Consider the following 21,914-nt stretch of genomic DNA (forward strand, 5'->3'; position numbering starts at 1 on the left):
CTGGCGCGTACGCGTCAAATGTTCGCCAAGCGGCGGAGCGCCGCCCGCCCGTGTGATCGGGTCTCCTGCGTCGGCAGAGTCGAATGCCTGTTCCTGGAGGTCTGGTGTCCGTACCATCCCGCAGCAGACGGTGGTTCACCGTCTGCGCGATCACCGCGTCGGCCGCGCTCGTCGCGACACCCCCGTCGTCCGCCGCCGGCCGCGCGGCGAGCCCCTTCGGCGTCCGCGCCCTCGGCCAACTCGCCAAGGAGCGGACGGAGTCGGCGGGCGCCATGACGCCGCGGCTGTCGGGGGACGACGACGGCGGCAACGAGGCGGACGAGATCGCCGAGGGCGCGGACCAGTTCGCGGAGGCCCGCACCTCACCCGGCATCGTCGCGCCGGGAGCCTACGGCGCCGCCTGGGGAGACCTGGGCAAACTCAAGAGCACCGGCGGCAGTTGGAAGAACATCACCGACCTGCCGTACAACTCGGACGACCCGCGCTACCGCGACATCGACTCCAACTCCAGCGGCGGCTCGGGCGATGTCACCGGCCGGATGGCCGCCGTGGCCGCGGACGACGACGGCTATGTCTACGCGGGCAGCGCGGGCGGCGGCGTCTGGCGCTCGCGCACCGGCGGCGGGAAGTGGCAGCCCATCAGCGACAAGCTGCCCTCCCAGTCCACCGGCGCGCTCGCCCTCGACGGCGCCGGCCGGCTGTGGCTGGGCACCGGCGAGGCCACCACCAACTCCGACGCCTACCTCGGCAGCGGCGTCTACGTCCTCGCCCACCCGCACCACGGCACCTTCACCCAGCGCACCCGCGTCGGCGGCGACGAACTGGAGAGCACCACCATCCACGAGCTGCGCTTCGCCGGGGGCACGGTGTGGGCGGCCACCAGCGAGGGCGTGTGGAGCCACTCCACCAGGAACCTGAAGGGCCCCTGGAAGCTGGAGTTCGCGCCCAACCCGGACTACCTGCCGAACGGCCCCAAGGCCCACGACCCGGACGCGGCGTACAAGAACATCGCCAACGACATCGCCATCGACCCCAAGGACCCCGCCAAGGTGGTCCTCGCGATCGGCTGGCGCGGCGGCGACGACTACAACGGCTTCTACACCAGGTCCGGCGGCACCTGGAAGCGGATCACCGACGGCCTCGGCGACCTCCCGGCCGACCCGGACGACGTGGGCAACGTGACCTTCGCCCGCTCCGCCGACGGCTCCCGCTACTACGCCATCGACCAGTCGCCCGAGCAACTCGACACCAACCCGGACAGCGGCCTGGAGGGCATCTACGTCTCCAAGTCCGGCTCCCCGGCCGGACCCTGGACGAAGATCGCCGACTACAAGGGCCTGGCCGCCGACAACTCGGCCCTCACGACGGCTGGTTACATGCCCGGCGTGCAGGCCTGGTACAACCAGTTCCTCGCCGTCGACCCGAAGAACCCGGAGCACCTGTACGCCGGCCTGGAGGAGGTCTACGAGACCAAGGACGGCGGCAGCACCTGGTCCACCGTCGGCCCGTACTGGAACTTCACCTTCTCCTGCTGGAGCATCGACCCCGCCAAGCAGACCGGTGACTGCAGCCAGACCACCCACTCCGACCAGCACGGCGTCGCCATCGGCAGCTACCACGGCAAGCCGTACGTGTACGTGGGCAACGACGGCGGCATCTACAAGCGCCCGGTGAACGGCTCCCAGGACGCCTCCGGCCACGCCACCGACTGGACGTCCCTGAACGACGGCACCATCGACGCCCTGGAGTACTACTCCGTGGGCATCGGCAAGGACCTCGACCACGGGGGCGTCTCCGTCACCGGCGGCCTCCAGGACAATGGCCAGTCCATCCTGCGCAGCAACGACACGGTGATGGGCTCCAACTTCGGCGGCGACGGCGGCGACACCCTCACCGACCCCGCCAACGGGTGCGACATTGCCCAGGAGTACGTCTACCTCGCCATCCAGGTCACCCAGAACTGCGCGGTCAACGACGGCAGTTGGGTCAACGACCCGAGCAAGGCCACGTCGTACTCGGTCGCCCCGCCCGACAACGCCACCGACGAGGCCCGCTTCATCGCCCCGCTCGCCGCCGACATGCAGGACGGCAACACCTGGGTCGCCGGCGGCCGCCACGTCTGGGTGCAGCACCACGGCTACGCCATCCGCAGCGGCTCCGAGTGGACCAGCGCCCACGACCTCGGCGAGGGCCGTACCGCCACCGGCGTCGCCGCCTCCGGAGGCAAGGTCTACGCCGCCTGGTGCGGCCCCTGCAACGACCAGGGCTTCGCCCGCGGCATCGCCGTCGGCAACGCGGACGGCACCGGCTGGCACGACATCAACCTGCCCGTGGACGGCACGGTGCCCAACCGCTACCTCAGCGGCTTCGCCATCGACCCGCACAACGCCGACCACGTCTTCCTGACGGTCAACGGCTTCTCCCGGCAGTGGACCGAGGGCCCCGGCGCCGGCGTCGGCCACGTCTTCGAGTCCACGGACGGCGGCACCACCTGGAAGGACATCTCCGGCAACCTGCCGGACGTGCCCACCAACTCCGCGCTGGTGACCGCCGACGGCGGCCTCGCCGTCGGCACCGACCTCGGCGTCGTCTACCGGGCGCCGGGCGCCACCACCTGGAAGCGCGTCGGCGACCTCCCGGCCGTCGCCGTGCTCCAGCTGAAGACCAGCCCCGACGGCGGCACGCTGTACGCCGCCACGCACGGCCGGGGCATCTACACCATCAGGACCGGCACCCTGCGCTGACCGCGGCCGGGGGAGGGGCGGCCGATCGCGGTCCGCTCCTCTCCCCGCGCTACGCGGAGGGCCCCACCACGCTGCGCAGCGACACCCCCGAGGACGGCGCCACCGGGAGGCAGGACCCCGCGGTCCGCGCCCACCAGTCGGCGCCGTCCTCGATGTAGCGCAGCAGGATGCCCTCCCGGATCGCCCACGGGCTGACCACGGCCCGCCGCAGCCCCATCAGCTTCAGCGCGGTGTGCCCGACGACGGCACCGGCCAGGCTCTGCCCGGCGCGCGGCGCGGAGATACCGGGCAACTGGGCGCGCTCCGCGGCGGGCAGCGCGGCCAGGGTGTGCACCGCCGCACCCAGGTCGCGGCGCCGCAGCGCGCGCGGCTCGAACGGGCCGAACCGCCCCGGCGCGGCCCCGCACAACCGGGCCAGCTGCTGGAACGTGCGGGAACTGACCGCGGCGGTGCGCGGCGACTCCCACCGTATCCGCGCCGCCACGTCCCGCAGCTCGTGCCGGATCCGGCGGCGCAGCTCCTTCAACTCGCCCGCGCCGGGCGGATCCCGCACGTCCAGGTACTCCCGCGTCAGCCGGTTCGCGCCCAGCGGCAGCGAGGCCGCGAAGTCCGGCAGCCGGCCCCGCCCGAAGGCCACCTCCAGCGAACCGCCGCCGATGTCGAGCAGCGCGAGCGGCCCCGCGTTCCAGCCGAGCCAGCGCCGGGCCGCCAGGAACGTCAGCTCGGCCTCGGTCTCGCCCGGCAGGGTGCACATCCGGATCCCGGTCCCGGCCGCCACCCGCTCCAGCACCTCCGCCCGGTTCGGCGCGCCCCGCACCACCGCCGTGGCGAACGCCAGCGGGCCCGCCGCCTTCCAGCGCAGCGCCGTCTCACCCGCCTCGGCCACCGCCTCGACCAGCCGCTCCACCGCCTCCCCGCCGATCGTGCCGTCCGCACCGACCTGTTCGGACAGGCGCAGCTTCCACTTGACGGTGTGCACCGGCAGCGGAACACCCCCCTCCACATCCGCGATCACCAGGCGTACCGTGTTCGAACCCGCATCCACCACACTCACGCGCATGGCCGGTGCGTACCCACCTGGCCCGCCGGGACGCCTGCGCACGAGGGGCGGTCGTGCGCACACCACGCGTCGGCGGGTGGCGCCCGGAGCGCTCCCGGCACCCACCGGCGCGCGTCGGACGGGCACCCGCCCCTGTCCAGAACCGGGCCCCAACCGGCCCCCGGCTGTACTTGGATGGTCGGCACCACTGACGGCATGGGGAGCGGCAATGACCGGTACGGCAGCGACCAGGGTCCTGGTGATCGGCGGCGGCATCGCGGGCAGCGCCGCCGCACTGGGCCTGCACCGGGCGGGCCTGGACGTCCGCGTGTACGAGGCCCATCCCGGCGCGGACCAGGACGCCGGCGCCTTCCTCACCCTGGCGAGCACCGGCATGCGCGCCCTGGCCCAACTGGAGGCCGGCCGGGCCGTGACGGCCATCGGTTTTCCGCTGACTTCGCTGCGCCTGCTGGACGCGGCGGGCACCGAACTGGCCCACGTCCCGCTCGGCGAGGTCGCCGAACCCGGCCTGCGCTACCGCTGCCTGCGCCGCGCCGAACTCAACTCCGCGCTCCAGCAGGAGGTTTCACGACGCGGCATCCGCCTCGTCCGCGGCGCCCGGCTGACCTCCGTGACCGAAGGACCGGGCGGCGTCACCGCACGCTTCGCGGACGGCGGCACCGCCGGCGGCGACCTGCTCATCGGCGCCGACGGCCTGAACTCCACCGTCCGCCGCGCCCTCGCCCCCGAGGCGCGGCCCGGCTACGCGGGACAGCGCGTCTTCTACGGCCGCACCCCCGGCGCGCCGGGCACCGGCGGCAGCGGCGCCATCACCATGGTGCGCGGCAGCGCGAGCGCCTTCGGCTACGCGCAGGCGCCGACGGGGGAGACGTACTGGTTCGCGCGCGTCGGCGGCGACCCGCTGCCCGAGCGGGGTCCGGGCGCGCGCAGCGCCGTACCGCGCGAGGAACTGCTGCCCCTGCTGCGCGCGGACCCCACGCCCGCCGCCGCGCTGGTGGCCGCCTGTCCGGGCCCCGTCATGGTCACCAACGCCACCGAGATGCCGCTCGGCACCCGCTGGCACACCGGCAGGGCGCTGCTCGTCGGCGACGCGGCCCACGCCGCCTCCCCGGCCACCGGTCAGGGCGCCTCGATGGCGCTGGAGGACGCGGTCGTCCTCGCCAAGGCGCTGCGCGATCTGCCGGACCCGGCGCGGGCGTTCGAGGCGTACGAGCGGCACCGGCGCCCGCGCGTGGAGCACAACATCACCGTCAGCGGCGGCATCTCCCGCGGCACCCACGCCCCCGCCCGCCCCGCCGCCCCGGACCACCGCCCCGACCACCGGGACGGGGAACTGATCCGCCAGCTGGACTGGGGCACACCGCTGTCCGGGGAAGGCTGACCGGCCGGCCCGCGCGCGAAAGTGCAAGAGGCAGCGCACGGGAGTCCATTGCCGGGACACCGCCGGGGGCTGATCGTTCCGTGGGACCGGACCTTCGGCCCCACCCTCCCGCATCACCTCCGGCATCACCTCCCGCATCGCTCCGGCAACGAGGAGTATCCGTGCGACTGTTGAGCAGAGCGGGCGGCGCCGTGGCTGCGGCCGCCGCCCTCGTCCTGGGCGGCGCCACAGCCTCCCCGGCGTCCGCCACCCCCGCCTCCGCCTACACCGTGACCGTGGGCAGCCCGGTGCCCTTCCCGTACCCCACGGACACCCCCGCGAGCCCCTTCCTCGACCGCGACGGCACCTTCCACTACCAGCAGTCCGCCGCCCTGTACGGCGCCGACGACCCGCGCACCTGGGACTTCTACACCGGCACCGACTTCGACACCGCCACCTTCGACAGCGCGCTGAGCACCGCCGTCAACCCGGCCGACCCCACCGACCGCAACGACGACACCACCGCGCGGTGCGACAACAGCCCCACCGGCCGCGAGGCGAGCTACGCCCCCGCCGGATCGGGCTACGCCCAGAAGAACTACTGCGACCTCTCCGGCGTGTGGATCGACCCCGACACCGGCGACTGGTACGGCCTGGTCCACAACGAGTTCACCCCGCAACCCTTCGGCGACGGGCTGCACTTCGACGCCATCGACTACGCCGTCTCCACCGACCGGGGCCGCACCTGGACCATCGAGGACCACGTCATCACGTCCCCGTTCAGCACCGTGCGCGGCGACACGGCCGCCTTCCCGAACCAGACGTACGACTACGGCGACGGCGACCAGCGCCTCTTCGTGGACACCGCCTCCGGCTACTTCTACGTCTATTACGGCTCCCGGATCGTGGACAAGAAGGGCGGCTGGAAAGCGTTCTACGAGCACGTCGCCCGCGCCCCGATCGCCGGCAAGATGGCCCCCGGCACCTGGCGCAAGTGGTACGACGGCGCCTGGTCCCAGCCCGGCACCGGCGGCAAGGAGAGCGACATCGTCCCCGTCGACGCGGACCACCCCACCGGGTACACCCCCGCCGCCGCCGAGTACGACCCCGTGAACACCGGCACCACCGCCGAGCAGATCGCGGCCGGCAAGACACCCCCGACCTCCCCGCTGTTCGTGATGAACATCGCCTACGACGCCTACCTGGGCCTGTACATCGGCGAACCGCAGGCCGTCGACCAGAGCGGGAACGCGCCGCAGTACCTCTACGCCACCGACGACCTCGCCACCCAGAAGTGGCACCTCATCGGCGACACCGGCGGCTACACGAACGCCTCCTGGTACCGCTGGTTCCTCGACGGCGCCAACCGCACCAGCTCCTCGATCGTCGGCAGGACCCTGCGCTCGTACTGCTCCTTCGGCTGCGCGCACGGCTCCGACGGCGAGTACGTCGACCTCACCCTCGACTCCGCCAGGCGCCCGGCCCCGCCCGTGGCCACCGGGCACCGCTACCGGATCGCCGCGGGCACCGGCCGCGTCCTCGCCCAGACCCCCGGCGCCGCCGCCACCACCGCGGCCCGGCCCACCCCCGCGGCCCGCGCCTCCTGGACCTTCCGGCCCACCGGCGACGGCGCCTACACCGTGACCAACGCCGCCACCGGGGGCCTGCTCGGCGTCGACTCCACCAGGACCGCGGACCGCGCCTGGGGCACCCGGCCGACCGTGAGCAAGCGGAGCGGAAGCCCGGCCGTCGGACAGCAGTGGTTCCTGATCCCGGACGCCACCCCGGCCGGCACCTACCACCTGGTCAACCGCTACAGCGGCCTCGTCCTCGGCCTGTCCGCCGACCCCGGCACCGGCGCGGAGACCGTGCCGGTGCGCACCTGGACCGACACCGGGCACAGCGCCGTCGGCCGGGGCCGCACCGCCGCCGAGCAGACCCTCACGCTCACCCCGGCAAAGGACTGAACTCCTTCACCTCTCGGGCGAGTTGCACATAGGCTGCGCATATGACGATCACCGAGGGGGAATCCGACGCCCGCCTGGCCGTGACCGCGGCACGGGCGGGCGCCGCCGTCGTACGCGACCTCTACGGCGGCCGGCTCGCGCGGTACGAGAAGGGCGGCGACTTCGCCACCGACGCGGACCTCGCCGCCGAGCGGGCCATCCTGGACGTGCTGCGCGCCGGCCGCCCGGAGGACGCCGTCACCGGCGAGGAGAGCGGCAGCGACGGCGCCGCCGGGGCCCGGCGCCGCTGGCTGGTCGACCCCTGTGCGGCACCCTCAACTACGCGGTGCGCACCAGGCTCGTCGGCGTCAACGTCGCGCTGCGGGTGGACGGCGGGATCACCGCGGCGGCCACGGCCGACCCGTTCACCGGCGAGGTCTTCTGGACCGACGGCCACCAGGCGCGGCTGAGCGAAGGCGACGGCGAGGCCGAGGAGAAGCTGACCCCGTCCGCCGCCTCCGCCCTGGTGGACGGCAACCTCGACCCGCCCTTCCCCAACGCCCCCGGATTCCGGGCCCCTTCGCTGCTCGCCGACCCCGACTTCACCGCATGGTTCCGGCCTCGGGTGATCTCCAGCACCCTCGCCGTCGCCTGGGTCGCCGCCGGGCGCCGCGCCGCCTACGTCACCGACGGCCATCTCGCCGACAGCGTGCACTTCGCCGCCGGGATCGCCCTGTGCCAGGCCGCCGGCTGCACGGTCACCGGCCTGTACGGCGAGCCGGTGCACACCGGCCGGGGCGGCCTGATCGCCGCCGCCGACCCCGGCACCCACTCCGCGCTCCTCACGATGGTCAGGCGGCAGACGCCAAAGGGTATTTGACTGAACGTCAGGAACGGGCTGCCCGGAAACGTTCGGCTTCCGAAGGCTTGTGCGCCACACGTCTCGCCACTTAAATCAAAACGTGAACTAAGTAGTGAGCGATCGGGCTCGCCCCAGTCCTCAGGGAGCCGCACATGAGATTCCGCACCGCGGGTGTCGCGCTGGCCGCCATGGCCGCGCTGATCACCCTGCCCCTCGCCCCCGGCCGGGCCGCGGCCGCCGACACCCCGTTGTCCCAGGGGAAGACGGCCACCGCCTCCTCCGAGGAGAACTACGGCACCACCGCGGCCGATGCCGTGGACGGCGACACGGGGACCCGCTGGTCCTCCGCCGCCACCGACGACCAGTGGCTCCAGGTCGACCTGGGCGCCACCGCCTCCGTCACCCGCGTCACCCTCGACTGGGAGGCCGCGTACGCGAAGGACTACAAGGTCCAGATATCGAAGGACGCCGTCAACTGGACCGACCTGAAGTCCGTCACCGGCTCGGACGGCGGGGCCGACACCCTCGACGTCTCCGGCCAGGGCCGCTACGTCCGCATGCTCGGCGTCCACCGCGCCACCCCATGGGGCTACTCCCTCTGGGAGTTCCAGGTGTACGGCAGCACCGACACCGCGCAGCCGGGCTGCGGCACCGCCAACGCGGCCCAGGGCAGGCCCGCCACCGCCTCCTCCACCGAGAACGCCGGCACCCCCGCCTCCGCCGCCTTCGACGGCAACACCGCCACCCGCTGGTCCAGCCAGGCATCCGACCCGCAGTGGGTCCAGGTCGACCTCGGCTCCGTCCAGGACCTGTGCAAGGTGGACCTGAACTGGGAGACCGCCTACGGCAAGGACTTCCAGATCCAGTCCTCCGCCGACGGCCAGAACTGGAGCACCCTCAAGAGCGTCACCGGCGCCACCGGCGGCACCGCGTCCTACGACGTCAGCGGCACCGGCCGGTACGTGCGCGTCTACGGCACCGCCCGCGGCACCGGCTACGGCTACTCCCTGTGGGAAGTCGCCGTGCACACCGGCACCACCGGCACCCCGCCCGTGCAGGGCGGCGGCGACCTCGGCCCGAACGTCATCGTCGTCGACCCCTCCACGCCGAACCTCCAGCAGAAGTTCGACGACGTCTTCGCCCAGCAGGAATCCGCCCAGTTCGGCACCGGCCGCTACCAGTTCCTGCTCAAGCCCGGCACGTACAACAACATCAACGCCCAGATCGGCTTCTACACCTCGATCTCCGGGCTCGGCCTCAACCCCGACGACACCCAGATCAACGGCGATGTCACCGTGGACGCGGGCTGGTTCAACGGCAACGCCACCCAGAACTTCTGGCGTTCGGCCGAGAACCTCGCCATCAAGCCGTCGAACGGGGACGACCGCTGGGCCGTCGCCCAGGCCGCGCCGTTCCGCCGCATCCACGTCGAGGGCGGCCTCAACCTGGCCCCGAACGGCTACGGCTGGGCCTCCGGCGGCTACATCGCGGACTCGAAGATCGACGGCACGGTCGGCCCGTACTCCCAGCAGCAGTGGTACACCCGCGACAGCTCGGTCGGCGGCTGGACCAACGGCGTGTGGAACATGACCTTCTCCGGCGTCCAGGGCGCGCCCGCCACCAACTTCGACAGCGGCCCGTACACCACCCTGGACAACACGCCCGTCTCCCGCGAGAAGCCGTTCCTCTACCTGGACGGCTCCACCTACAAGGTGTTCGTCCCCGCCAAGCGCACCAACGCCCGCGGAGTCTCCTGGCCGAACACGCCGGGCACCTCCCTGCCGCTCGACCAGTTCTACGTCGTCAAGCCGGGCGCGACCGCGGCCACCATCAACGCGGCCCTCGCCCAGGGCCTCAACCTCTTGTTCACACCGGGCATTTACCACCTGGATCAGACCATCGACGTGACCCGCGCCAACACTGTCGTCCTCGGCCTCGGGCTCGCCACCCTGGTCCCGGACAACGGCGTCGACGCCGTGCACGTCGCCGATGTCGACGGCGTCAAGCTGGCCGGGCTGCTGATCGACGCCGGACCCGTCAACTCCGACACGCTCGTACGCATCGGCGACCCCGGCGCGAGTGCCGACCACTCCGCGAACCCCACCACCGTGCAGGACGTGTTCTTCCGCATCGGCGGCGCGGGCCCCGGCCTGGCCACCAACTCGCTGGTGGTCAACAGCGACGACACGATCATCGACCACACCTGGATCTGGCGCGCCGACCACGGCAGCGGCGTCGGCTGGACCACCAACCGCGCGGACTACGGCCTGCGGGTCAACGGCGACGACGTCCTCGCCACCGGCCTGTTTGTCGAACACTTCAACAAGTACGACGTCTACTGGAGCGGACAACGCGGCCGGACCATTTTCTTCCAGAACGAGAAGGCGTACGACGCCCCGAACGCCGCCGCCATCACCCATGACGGCATCGTGGGCTACGCGGCCTACAAGGTGGACGACTCGGTCACCACGCACGAGGCCTGGGGCCTGGGCAGCTACTGCAACTACACCGCCGACCCCTCCATCGTGCAGGCCCAGGGCTTCCAGGTGCCCACCGGACCCGGCATCAAGCTGCACGACCTGCTGGTGATCTCCCTCGGCGGCAACGGCCAGTACGCCCACGTCGTCAACAGCACCGGAGCGGCCACCTCGGGGACCAGCACCGTCCCGTCCAAGGTGACGTCCTTCCCGTGAGCCCGCCGCGCCCCTGGGACCGGTCCGGCACCGGCCCCGGGGGCGCCCGACGAGGCGGAGTGCGTCCTCCAGGGTTTGGCCCCGCCCGACCGGTGCAACCCGTGCGGTACGGCACCGATCAGGAGGACGCATGGACCATTCGCGCGCACCCGTACTGGAGTCCCTGGAGGAATTCCGGCGCCGGGGAGACGTGGTGTTCGGACCGCCCGGACACAAGCAGGGACGCGGCACCGATCCACGGGTCGCCGACGTCCTCGGCCTCGACGTCTTCCGCTCCGACGTGCTCAGCCTGAACGGCCTCGACGACCGCCGCCAGTCCCAGGGCGTGCTGGAACAGGCCCAGGACCTGATGGCGGACGCCGTCGGCGCCGAACGCGCCTTCTTCTCCACCTGCGGCAGCTCCCTGTCGGTCAAGACCGCGATGCTGTCGGTCGCGGGGCCGGGGGAGAAGCTGCTGCTGTCCCGCAACGCCCACAAGTCGGTCATCGCCGCGGTGATCATCAACGGCGTGGAGCCGGTCTGGGTCCACCCCAAGTTCGACACCGAGCGCCATCTGGCCCATCCGCCCGAGCCCGACGACGTACGGCGCAAACTGCGTGAGCACCCCGACGCCAAGGGCATGCTGCTGATCACGCCCACCGACTGGGGCACCTGCGCGGACATCCGCGGCGTGGCCGACACCTGCCACGAGCTGGACGTGCCGCTCATCGTGGACGAGGCGTGGGGCGCCCATCTGCCCTTCCACCCCGGCCTGCCCACCTGGGGCATGGACGCCGGCGCCGACCTCGTGGTCACCAGCGTCCACAAGATGGGCGGCGCCATCGAGCAGAGCTCGGTCTTCCACCTCCAGGGCGACCGCGTCGACCCCGCGGTGCTCAAACAGCGCGAGGACCTGCTCGGCACCACCAGCGCCTCCTCCCTGGTGTACGGCGCCCTGGACGGCTGGCGGCGCCAGATGGCCGAGCGGGGCCACGAACTGCTGGACGCCGCCCTGCACCGCGCCGAACGGATCCGCGCCGTGCTGCGCGAGATCCCCGGTCTCGACGTGATGGGCGGCGAGGTCATCGAGGAGGGGCTGGCCGCCGAGTTCGACCCCATGAAGATCGTCGTGGACGTACGGGACCTCGGCATCAGCGGCATGCAGGCCACCGAGTGGCTGCGCGCTCACTGCCACGTGGACATGGGCGGCTCGGACAGCTGCCGGATCAACGCCTCGATCACCTACGCCGACGACGACGGGACCGAGAAGATCCTCGTGGACTCGCTGCGCACCCTGGTCGACAACGCCGGCTCGATCGAACGGCGGCCCGCGGTGCACCTGCCCGAGCCCGCCGTCCTCGAACTGGAACAGGCGATGCTGCCCCGCACGGCCTTCTTCGGGCCCGCCGAGCAGGTACCGGCCGAGCGTGCCGCCGGGCGGATCGCGGCCGAGATGATCAGCCCCTACCCGCCCGGCGTACCCGTCGTGGCGCCCGGTGAGGTCATCACCGACGAGGTGGTGGACTACCTGCGCAGCGGCGTCGAGCACGGCTTCCTGATCGCGGACGCGGCGGACCCCTCGCTGAAGACCCTGCGGGTCGTGGCCCGCGACTGACCCCTCCGGGCCGCCCCGGACCCGTGCCGCCAGGCGGGTTCCGGGCGCGCCCGAGCGGCCGTGCCGGACTGCGCGCATCCGGGTCAGCCCCTAGGGTGTCGTATGCGGGCGGCCGGGTGCTGCCCTCCACCGGGTCAAGAAACCGGCCCCCGACCAACCCGCCCTCGGCAAGGGGGACTTGACCCTGCCCGAGCGGTCTCCGGGTCCGGACCAGCGTGTCCGGCGGGTCAGCTGTCCCGGCAACGCGACGGGAGACGGCCCGACTTCACCCCGGCCGGAAATCCCCCGATTCCCGGTTTCGGACGCCCCGGCCCGGGGACCTCGGTACCAGGCCCGGCCCACCCCCTTTATGCACTCATGGCCGGAAATATCCGGCCATCGCGTCCCGCCGCGCCGGGCCCGTCCCGTGACCAGCGAAGGAATGGAACTGATGAGCGAGAAGAATCCCCTGAAGCGAGCGGCGGACGCCCTGAAGGGCATGGGCGAGGGCCCGGAGGAGGGCATCCCCGGCAAGCCGGGACCCGAGTCACCGCCGGTCGCCGAGCCGACCGAGGCCCGTGAACCGCTGCCCCCCAAGCCCGACCAGACCGGCCCCGACACCGTCTCGCCGACCGGCCAGCCCACCGGCGCCGACCAGGCCCGGATGGCCCAGAGCGGCAGCTATCTCACCAACGCGCAGGGCACCCGCCTCCCCGACACGGACCACTCCCTGAAGGCGGGACCGCGCGGCCCGGTCCTGCTCCAGGACCACCATCTGCGCGAGAAGGTGATGCACTTCGACCACGAGCGCATCCCGGAGCGCGTGGTGCACGCCCGCGGCGCCGGCGCCCACGGCGTCTTCCGCAGCTACGGCACGGCGGCCAACGTCACCAAGGCCGCCTTCCTCGCCGAGGACGTCGAGACCCCGGTGTTCGTGCGCTTCTCCACGGTCCTCGGCTCCCGCGGCTCCGCCGACACCGTCCGCGACACCCGCGGCTTCGCCACGAAGTTCTACACCAGCGAGGGCGTCTTCGACCTGGTCGGCAACAACATCCCGGTCTTCTTCATCCAGGACGCGATCAAGTTCCCGGACGTCATCCACGCCGGCAAGCCGCACCCCGACCGGGAGATCCCGCAGGCGCAGAGCGCCCACGACACTTTCTGGGACTTCGCCACCCTGCACACCGAGGCCACCCACCACACCCTGTGGAACATGTCCGACCGGGGCATCCCGCGCTCGTACCGCACCATGGAGGGCTTCGGCGTCCACACCTTCCGCCTGGTCAACGCGGCCGGCGAGACCACCCTGGTGAAGTTCCACTGGAAGCCGAAGCTGGGCGTGCACTCCCTGGTGTGGGAGGAGGCGCAGATCATCAGCGGCGTGGACCCCGACTTCCACCGCCGGGACCTCGCCGACGCGATCGAGGCGGGCGCCTACCCCGAGTGGGAGTTCGGCATCCAGACCTTCCCCGACACCCCCGACCAGACCTTCGAGGGCATCGACCTGCTGGACCCGACGAACATCGTCCCCGAGGAACTGGCCCCGGTGCAGCCGATCGGGCTGCTCACCCTCGACCGCAACCCCTCGAACTTCTTCGCCGAGACCGAGCAGGTCGCCTTCCACGTCGGCCACCTCGTCCCCGGCATCGACATCACCGACGACCCGCTGCTGGCCGGGCGCCTCTTCTCCTACCTGGACACCCAGGTCACCCGCCTCGGCGGCCCCAACTTCCCGCAGATCCCGATCAACCGGCCGCACGCGCCGGTCAACGACATGCTGCGCGACAGCTTCCACCAGACCGCCGTGCACCGCGGTGTGGCCCCCTACCGCCCCAACTCCCTCGACGGCGGCTGCCCGTTCACCGCGGGCGCCGACATGGGCGCCTACGTCGAGGCGCCGGTACGGGTGCCGGAGGCGACCAAGGTCCGCGAGGCCCCGGAGTCGTTCGCCGACCACTTCAGCCAGCCGCGCCGGTTCTGGCTGAGCATGAGCCCGGTGGAGCGCGAGCACATCATCGGCGCCTACACCTTCGAGCTGGCCAAGTGCTACGAACAGGCCATCCGGGAGCGGGCGTTGCAGGTCCTCGCGAACATCGACCCCGAGCTGTGCGCGGGCGTCGCCGCCGGGCTCGGCCTGCCCGCCCCCGAGCCCACCGAGCCGCTCGCCGACGTCGCGCCCAGCCCCGCCCTGTCCCAGGTCGGCCACACCTGGCCCACCGACGGCCGGATCATCGGCATCATCACCGGCGAGGACGGCGACCTCGACGGCGTGGCGGCCGTCCGCCAGGCGGTACTGGACGGCGGCATGGTCCCGCTCGTCATCGCCCCCAAGGGCGGCAAGCTCGGCTCCGGCGGTGACGCCCTGACCGTGCAGCGGACCTACGCCACCGCGCGCTCCGTGGAGTTCGACGCCCTGCTGGTGGCGGGCACGCCGGGCGTCGGCGAGGACGCGTACGGCGCCCGCGACGCCAAGGCCGGTCTGCCCTCGGGCCCCTCCACCCCGGACCCGCGGGTGGGGCTGCTGCTGGCGGAGGCATACCGGCACGGCAAGGCCATCGGCGCCGCCAAGGGCGGCCAGGCGGCACTGGAGGCGGCCGGCCTGCCGCTCGACGCGCCCGGCGTGATCGCCGGCGACGACGCGAACTCGGTGCTTCAGCAGCTCGTCGGGCTGCTGGGCGCGCACCGGGTCTGGGAGCGCTTCCCGTCCGCAGCCTGAGCACATCCGTCCGAGCCGGGGTGGTTCCCTCCGAAGGGGGCCACCCCGTCGGCGTATCCGAAGAGGCGGACACCGCGGGGGCCGGGTGTGATGGTGCTGTCCCTAACCTTTCGACCAGTAAGGCAGATTCATGCGCATCCGCAGCATCGCCACCACGGCCGTCCTCACAGGTGTCTTCGCGCTGGGCGGCGCCGCCGGCGCCTTTGCGGCCGACCCCGACCCGACGACCGGCACGGCCGTGGGCAGTCCGGGCGTCATCTCCGGGGATGTCATCCAGGTCCCGGTCCAGATCCCCGTCAACGTCTGCGGCGACAGCATCGACGTCATCGGTCTGCTGAATCCGACCACGGGCAACGCCTGCGCCAACCAGTGACGGCACGCCCGTGCGCCGGTTCCCCGCCGGGGACCGGCGCACGGGTGCGTCAGGGGGCGGTGCGGCAGAGCAACAGGCAGATGTCGTCGTCGTGTTCGGAGTCCCGCAGCATCGGCTTGAGCAGCGCGTCGGCCGCCGCGTCCAGTTGCTCCAGCTCCGCCGTGCCGAGCCCGCCCAGGGCCCGCGCCAGCCGCTCGATGCCCGCGTCGATGCCGGCGGACCGGCGCTCCACCAGGCCGTCCGTGTACAGCGCGAGCGTGGCACCGGCCGGCAACTCCTCGCGGTGCTCCTCGTACTCGTAGGGCACCGGGACGCCGAGCATGATTCCCGGCTTGGCGTCCAGCACCCGCACCTCGCCGCCGGGGCCGCGCACCAGCGCGGGCGGATGCCCGGCCGCCGCCCACACCACACCGGGCTCGCCGGGCGTGAACCGGGCGATGGCACAGGTCGCGTACAGCTCCGGCTGCTGATGGCGCAGCATCCGGTGCAGCAGGGTGAGGATGCGGGCGGGCCCGTTGCCCTCGACCGCGTAGGCGCGCAGCGCGGTCCGCAGCTGACCCATGATCACCGCGGCCCGCAGCCCGTGCCCGGTGACGTCCCCGATCACCGCCAGCACACTGCCGTCGGGTCCGGGGAACGCGTCGTACCAGTCGCCGCCGATGTTCAGCCCGTGTGTGGCCGGCAGATAGCGTGCCGCGAGCGCGAGCCCCGCGGTGTCCGGCAACTCGGTGAGCTGGGCGCGCTGTAGCGCCTCGGCGACGTCCCGATGCTGCTCGTACTGGCGGGCGTTGTCCAATGCGATGCCCGCCCGCCGGGCCAGCTCCAGCAGCATCACCGCGGTGTCCGGCGCGAACCGCTCGCCGGGCGCCGACAGGGTCAGCACGCCCTGCACGGTGCGCGCGCCGAGCGGCAGGCACAGCAGCGGCCGGTCGGGGGAGAGCGCGGAGGCCGGCAGATCGTGCACGCCGGGCAGGCCGCCGGGATGCGGCGCCGCGTGCTGGGGGCGCCCGGTGCGGGCGGCCGTCACCGCGGCCGCGGCGCGTTCGGCGGGCGGGGTCCGCTCGTCGTCCACCAGCCATACGTCCACGTGCCGGGCGTACTCCGGCACGAGCAGCTTGGGCAGCCGGCGCAGGATGTCCTCGTGGTCGAGGGAGGCGTTGAGGGCGGCGCTGGCGTCGGCGAGGAAGGTCAGCAGCCGGCGGGCGTTCTCCGCCTCGGCGCGCGCCGACCGCTCGGCGTCGAGCAGTTCCCGCTGCGCCAGCGCGGCCGCCTCCAGCTCGGCGTGCAGCGCGAGCACACCCTGGTTGGTCTGGTGCAACTCCTCCCGGTGGAACCGGACCAGTTCCTCCGCCTCGTCCAGTCCCGCGAGGACGGCGGCGGTGTCCTCGCCCGCGCCGAGCAGCGCCTCGGCGAGGTCCGTCTCGGTCAGGTCGCCGGGCCGGGGCAGCGGCCGGGGCAGGGGAGCGGGGCAGGCCAGCGTGTGCCGCCAGGGCTCGGGTCCGTCCACGGCGACGCGGAGGCCGTCGTCGCCGGCGGTCACGGTCAGCCGCAGCGGCCGCCCCTCGTGGCACGGCCGCAGCCGACCGGTCAGCGCGGCCAGGAAACGGGCGCGGTCGCGGGCCGGCACCCCCGCGTCCGCCGTGAGCCGGGCCAGCAGGGCACGGGCGCGGGCCGCGTCGACGGGGCCGGTCAGGGTCCAGGTGTCGGTGGTCGTGGTCATGGGTGCCGGTCCGGGGCGAGTACGGCGACGCTGGTGTCGTCGCGCGGGGGGCGGGCGGGGCTGCCCGCGTCCCGCAGGACGGTCGCGGCCAGCACCGACGGATCGTGGGCGAGCAGCCGGGGGTCCTCGGGCGGGGTCCAGCGGCTGGGCAGCCCGTCACTGTGCAGTACGAGCAGACTGTCCCGGTGCCACGGCGCCCGGCGCAAGGGGACGTGCGCCGGGAAGTACGCCCCGACGATCCCCGGATGCGACACCAGTGACGTCCACCCGTCCGGGGTACGCAACCGGCCTCCTATGTTGCCGACCCCGGCGAAGCCGATGTCCCCCTTCGCCGTGTCCACCTGGGCCACGGCGACCGCGGCCCCGCGGGTGGGGCGCAGGGCGGTGTGCAGCCGCCGCAGGATCTCCTCGGGCGGCAGGTGGGCGGTCCGCCGCAGCTCATCGACCGCCGCGACGGAGGCGTGCGCCGCCTTGGGCCCGTGCCCCAGCCCGTCCGCGAGCAGCAGGGTCACCCGCCCCTCGTGGCGCACGCACTCCCAGGCGTCACCGGAGGTCCCGGCCCGGTCGAGCGCTATGACGACGCCGCCGGCCGAGGGCCCCTGAACAACCCCGCCGTCGCGCGTGCGCTCCGCGTCGATCCGCGCCGTCGCCACCGTGCCCCGGCCCGGAGCGCCGTACAGGTGGAAGGCGTCGGCGTTGCGCAGACAGCTTCCGAGGCCCGCGCCGAGGGAGGGCCCGGCGGTGGTGCAGCCGTCGCGCAGGGCCGCCGTGACATCGGCGATGCCCGGCCCGTGGTCCAGCGTGAACAGCCGTACCGAGGTGCCGGTGCCCGACGGCGGTGTCACCAGGTTGACCAGCAGGGTGCCGCCGCCCGCGTGCCGGAGCAGATTGGTGGCCAGCTCGGCGGCCACCAGCTCCCCGGCCGCCGTACGCTCCGGGCCGAGCCCCGCCCGTGCGCACGCCTCACGCACCGCCGTACAGGTGTCCCGGACGCGCGTGGGGTCGTGCACCGGAACCTCCCAGACCCGGCTCATCCCAGCCCCGATCGCGACGCGGGCACCTGGGTCACCCAGGCGACGGCCGTGACGGTGGTGCCCCGGCCCGGCTCGGTGTCCACGCTGAACTCCTGCACCAGCCGCTTGGCACCGCTGAGCCCGAGCCCCAGGCCGCCGCCGGAGGTGTAGCCGTCGGTCATGGCCAGCTCCAGGTCGCGGATGCCGGGCCCGCTGTCGATGAAGCGCATCCGCAGGCCGCGGGCGCGGCCGTTGTCCAGCGGGGTGATCTCCGCGTGCCCGCCGCCGCCGTGCACCAGGGTGTTGCGGGCCAGCTCGCTCGCCGCCGTGACCAGCTTCGTCTGCTGCACCAGACCGAATCCGAGGGCCGCCGCGCACTGCCGCACCTGCTGCCGCACCCAGGCCAGATCCGCGTCCGAACCGATGGGCACGATGGTCGCGGACGCCTGGCCGGACGGCTGCATCATCTCCCCCTCTGGGACAGCACTTCCATGGCCCGGTCGACGTCCAGCGCGGTGGTCAGACCGGGCAGCGCGAGGCCCAGCTCGACCAGGGTGATCGCGACGGCGGGCCGCATTCCGGCCAGGACGGTACGGGCGGCGAGCAGCCGGGCGGTGGACGCGATCTCCGCGAGCACCCGGCCGAGGAAGGAGTCGACGATGTCCACTCCGGAGATGTCGATGATCACTCCGCTGACCCCGGTGGTGGCGATGCGGTGACTGAGGTCCTGCTGCAACTGCTCGGCGAGGCCGTCGTGCAGTTCGCCCTGGAGCGAGACGAGGAGTATGTCGCCGAGGGCGAGCACCGGCACGGGGGCCGGGTGGATCGGGGCGGGTTCGTTCACCGGGCGCTCGTACCCGTCTGCGCACGGGAGACCTCGATGCCCTGCCGGCCCAGCGCGTAGGCCAGCGCGTCGGCGAGCGAGGCGCGGGTGAGCACCGAGCCCAGGTCGATGCCGAGCTGCACGATCGTCTGCGCGATCGCCGGGCGGATGCCGGAGACGATGCACTCGGCCCCCATCAGCCGCGCGGCGGCCACCGTCTTCATCAGGTGCTGCGCGACCAGCGAGTCCACCGTGGGCACGCCGGTGATGTCCAGGATGGCGTACCGGGCGCGCTGTTCGACGATGGCTTCCAGCAGCGACTCCATCACGACCTGGCTGCGGGCGCTGTCCAGGGTCCCGATCAGCGGGACGGCGACGGTGTGCTCCCACAACTTGATGACGGGGGTGGCCACTTCGAGCAGCTGCTGGCGCTGCCGCTCGATCAGCTCGGCGCCCGCGTCCAGGGCGGTCTCCAGTACGACCAGACGCAGGGTGCCCAGCAGCAGGGTCAGCGTCAGCACGCATTCCTGGGCCTGCGGGGCGGTCGGGTCGGCGAACTCCTCGCGCAGCAGTTCGACGGCGGGGGTGCGCAGCGCGGCCACCTCGTCGGCGATGCCGGACGGCGTCGCACCGGTGCGGGCCCGGTTCTGGGTCATCCGGCCCAGCTGCTCGCGCACCGGCTCGTATCCGGGCGCCCCGGTGTCCTCCAGGCGTCCGCTCACGGCCACGTCGGACAGGGCGTCCACGACCGCCTTGCTGGCCTCGACCGCCTCGTCGCGGGAGACCGTGAACACCGACCTGAACAGGGGCGCGTCCGCCCATCGCTGGGCGATCTGCTCCTGGCGTCGCTCCAGGAAGGAACCCACCAATTGCGGCGCCGATGCGGCCGCGTCCTGCTCCTTCGGCACTGTCACACTCTCCTCTCACCCAACCGGGAGCCGCCGGCCGGCAGCTGATCTTCACCGTTTGGGCACCCTAGCCCCAGCCTCCCGGCCGGACCAACCCGAGAAGGGCGCTGACGTGCCAACTCCCCTTGTGGCAAGGGGAGTCCGCGGCATCAGCCGACCCGGTGACCACCTTCCCGGCGCCGGTAGCCGCTCCGGTCCGGCGCGGCTGCCGGGTGGCCGTCTACCCCGCATTCCGCGAGACGTGCCCGACTGTTGCGGATGTCACTCTTCCGGGTGCGCGCGCCCCGCACCGGGGACCGGCCGGCGGAACAGGGCCGTCCACAGAAAGGGCTCCCCGAACAGCGCGGAACCGGGCGGCTGGGGCCGCATGGCACGCAGTTCGATCTCCTCGCGGCGGCAGCTGGTGGAAGCAGCCCGAGTCATGGATCAGCCGGTACGGTCCGCGCAGGGTGTCCGCCGCGAGCGCGAAGGCATCACCGTGCAGGAAACGGACATCGAGGCCCGCCTCCCGCGCCTGCCGTCCGGCCCGCTGGATCGCCGAGGGGGACAGGTCGACGGCGTCCACCTCGAAGCCGCGCTCGGCCAGGAACAGCGCGTTGCGCCCGAGACCGCAGCCGAGGTCCAGCGCCCGCCCGCGCGGCACCAGACCGCGGTCCGGACAGGACGCCATCCGGTCCTCCCTCCGATGCGGAGAACCCAGGGGCGTACGACGCATCGCACCAGGTCAGCGGGGTTGGGCCGAGGGCCGTGGCGCCGGTCTGGGGAGGTGCGGCGGGCCGGGCGGGGGCCGGGTGCCGGGCCCCGCCGACGGGGGCCCACGGGCCTAAGCAGGGCCCCTCGGACGGCACTTGGAGGCCGACCGAGGGGCACTTTTCCGAGGGGTTCGGCGGCTCCTGCTCAGTCCGGCGCGGTCGCGGGGGCCTCACGGCGGGCCGGAACCGGGTCCGGCCGCGGCGCCTGCCGCGTCGCGGAGCGACGCCGGCGCAGCAGCAGCCGCCGGGCCGGGCACTCGACCGCCTCGTACAGCACCCAGGAGAGCCCGAGCGAGACGGCGAACGCGGTCGCGGTGACGGCGAGCCCCGCGAGGACCCCGAAGTGGGGCTTGGTGCCCAGGAGGTTGGTGGTGGAGCGCAGCACCAGCAGATGGATCATGTAGAAGGCGAACGACAGTTCCCCGAGCCGCACCAGCCGCCGGTGCCGCCACAGTGACGGCAGCCCGTTCAGGTCGGCGACCGCCGCCGCCGGGATGAGCAGGGCGAACCCGGTGAGGGTGCACACCGTGGCGGAGTAGCCGGGGGTGACCTGGGGTACCAGGAAGTAGCCGATGATCGCCAGCGCGAGCGACGCCTCCAGCCCCGGCCCGCGCCACCGGCCGAGCAGCACCAGCCGCGCGGTGACCGCGCCGAGCACGAACTCGGGCAGCCGGGCCGCGGGCAACGAATAGAGCGTGTACGTCCACCAGTGGTGCGCGTCCGACCAGGCCAGCACCAGCACCGAGACCGCCGCCAGGGCGCCCAGCGCGGTCAGCGCGCGCGCCCCGAGGCGGCGCAGCAGCAGGATCAGCAGCGGGAAGGCGGCGTAGAAGAACGCCTCGCAGGCCAGCGACCAGCTGACCGGGTTGAGCGTCTGCCACCAGGGGTGCCACCAGGAGTGCAGCAGCAGGACGTTGGCGAGCGCCGGCTCGGGCGCGGGATCGCCCTGGTGCGCCAGGGTGAGGGCCATCAGCAGGGCCACGGCGAGGGTGACCAGGTGCACCGGGTAGATCCGGGCGATGCGCCGCCGCCAGAAGGCGAGTGGTCTGTCGCCCGGCCGGGCCGACCAGGTCAGGACGAATCCCGACAGGACGAAGAAGAACGACACTCCGGTGGCACCGGCGCCGAAGCCCCAGCTGACCAGATGGCCGCCGGTGCCGCCGAAGTAGCCGAAGTTGTTGACGTGCAGTCCGAACACCAGCAGCGCCGCCATCCACCGCAGCCCCGTCAGGGACGGCAGGGAGGGATTGGCGGCGGGTGGAACACGGGAGTTCGTCGTGCCGGTCGGAGCGAGCGGCGTCGTCCGGAGCGTCCGGGTCGTCGCCGTGGTCATCGAATCACCTGCCGCAGAGGGTTGGTGTGAGGAACGAA

At 73.1% G+C, this 21,914-nt stretch carries 14 protein-coding genes and 2 pseudogenes; 8 read left to right on the forward strand and 8 right to left on the reverse strand.

Annotation, left to right across the window (positions count from 1 at the left end; all coding sequences use genetic code 11):
• The first annotated feature begins 104 nt into the window (after positions 1 to 104).
• On the forward strand, positions 105 to 2,744 hold the full coding sequence (locus tag AC069R_RS04295; protein ID WP_478764391.1) for a WD40/YVTN/BNR-like repeat-containing protein: 2,640 nt from the start codon (positions 105 to 107) through the stop codon (positions 2,742 to 2,744).
• 49 nt (positions 2,745 to 2,793) lie between these two features.
• Here AC069R_RS04295 and AC069R_RS04300 read toward each other — a convergent pair whose 3' ends face one another.
• Positions 2,794 to 3,804: a Ppx/GppA family phosphatase gene (locus AC069R_RS04300; protein ID WP_478764393.1), complete on the reverse strand. Its 1,011-nt coding sequence runs from the start codon at positions 3,802 to 3,804 to the stop codon at positions 2,794 to 2,796.
• 208 nt (positions 3,805 to 4,012) lie between these two features.
• Here AC069R_RS04300 and AC069R_RS04305 point away from each other — a divergent pair, with 208 nt between their 5' ends.
• The 7 genes and pseudogenes from AC069R_RS04305 (at position 4,013) to AC069R_RS04335 (ending at position 15,327) form a co-directional block, all read left to right on the forward strand.
• On the forward strand, positions 4,013 to 5,185 hold the full coding sequence (locus tag AC069R_RS04305; protein WP_478764394.1) for an FAD-dependent oxidoreductase: 1,173 nt from the start codon (positions 4,013 to 4,015) through the stop codon (positions 5,183 to 5,185).
• 161 nt (positions 5,186 to 5,346) lie between these two features.
• Complete coding sequence (locus AC069R_RS04310) at positions 5,347 to 7,131, forward strand: RICIN domain-containing protein (protein WP_478764396.1); 1,785 nt, start codon at positions 5,347 to 5,349, stop codon at positions 7,129 to 7,131.
• Positions 7,132 to 7,172: 41 nt separating this feature from the next.
• Positions 7,173 to 7,990: pseudogene (locus AC069R_RS04315) on the forward strand (inositol monophosphatase family protein).
• A 134-nt stretch (positions 7,991 to 8,124) separates the two neighbouring features.
• Positions 8,125 to 10,665 carry a discoidin domain-containing protein gene (locus AC069R_RS04320; protein WP_478764397.1) on the forward strand — a complete coding sequence of 847 codons (2,541 nt, stop codon included), beginning with the start codon at positions 8,125 to 8,127 and terminating at the stop codon, positions 10,663 to 10,665.
• Between the two features lie 130 nt (positions 10,666 to 10,795).
• Positions 10,796 to 12,259 carry an aminotransferase class I/II-fold pyridoxal phosphate-dependent enzyme gene (locus AC069R_RS04325; protein WP_478764399.1) on the forward strand — a complete coding sequence of 488 codons (1,464 nt, stop codon included), beginning with the start codon at positions 10,796 to 10,798 and terminating at the stop codon, positions 12,257 to 12,259.
• Between the two features lie 430 nt (positions 12,260 to 12,689).
• A complete protein-coding gene (locus AC069R_RS04330; protein ID WP_478764401.1) occupies positions 12,690 to 14,954 on the forward strand; it encodes a catalase in 2,265 nt (754 codons plus the stop codon).
• Between the two features lie 130 nt (positions 14,955 to 15,084).
• On the forward strand, positions 15,085 to 15,327 hold the full coding sequence (locus tag AC069R_RS04335) for a chaplin (RefSeq protein WP_478764402.1): 243 nt from the start codon (positions 15,085 to 15,087) through the stop codon (positions 15,325 to 15,327).
• A gap of 49 nt (positions 15,328 to 15,376) precedes the next feature.
• Here AC069R_RS04335 and AC069R_RS04340 read toward each other — a convergent pair whose 3' ends face one another.
• The 7 genes and pseudogenes from AC069R_RS04340 to AC069R_RS04370 form a co-directional block, all read right to left on the reverse strand.
• Positions 15,377 to 17,047 (reverse strand): PP2C family protein-serine/threonine phosphatase, encoded by a 1,671-nt coding sequence (locus tag AC069R_RS04340; protein WP_478764404.1) that lies wholly within the window; start codon positions 17,045 to 17,047, stop codon positions 15,377 to 15,379.
• A complete protein-coding gene (locus AC069R_RS04345; RefSeq protein WP_478764406.1) occupies positions 17,044 to 18,081 on the reverse strand; it encodes a SpoIIE family protein phosphatase in 1,038 nt (345 codons plus the stop codon). Before AC069R_RS04345 ends, AC069R_RS04340 begins: the two co-directional genes overlap by 4 nt.
• Positions 18,078 to 18,524, reverse strand: a complete 447-nt coding sequence (locus AC069R_RS04350; RefSeq protein WP_478764752.1) for an anti-sigma regulatory factor — start codon at positions 18,522 to 18,524, stop codon at positions 18,078 to 18,080. Before AC069R_RS04350 ends, AC069R_RS04345 begins: the two co-directional genes overlap by 4 nt.
• Positions 18,524 to 18,904: an STAS domain-containing protein gene (locus AC069R_RS04355; protein WP_397982420.1), complete on the reverse strand. Its 381-nt coding sequence runs from the start codon at positions 18,902 to 18,904 to the stop codon at positions 18,524 to 18,526. The genes AC069R_RS04350 and AC069R_RS04355 overlap by 1 nt, the downstream gene beginning before the upstream one ends.
• Positions 18,901 to 19,797 (reverse strand): STAS domain-containing protein, encoded by an 897-nt coding sequence (locus AC069R_RS04360; protein WP_478764409.1) that lies wholly within the window; start codon positions 19,795 to 19,797, stop codon positions 18,901 to 18,903. The genes AC069R_RS04355 and AC069R_RS04360 overlap by 4 nt, the downstream gene beginning before the upstream one ends.
• A gap of 255 nt (positions 19,798 to 20,052) precedes the next feature.
• A pseudogene (locus AC069R_RS04365) lies at positions 20,053 to 20,470 on the reverse strand (class I SAM-dependent methyltransferase); the annotation flags it as partial.
• A 218-nt stretch (positions 20,471 to 20,688) separates the two neighbouring features.
• On the reverse strand, positions 20,689 to 21,876 hold the full coding sequence (locus AC069R_RS04370) for an acyltransferase family protein (protein WP_478764410.1): 1,188 nt from the start codon (positions 21,874 to 21,876) through the stop codon (positions 20,689 to 20,691).
• Positions 21,877 to 21,914 lie beyond the last annotated feature (38 nt).

This window comes from Streptomyces sp. NPDC043952 (assembly GCF_056435325.1).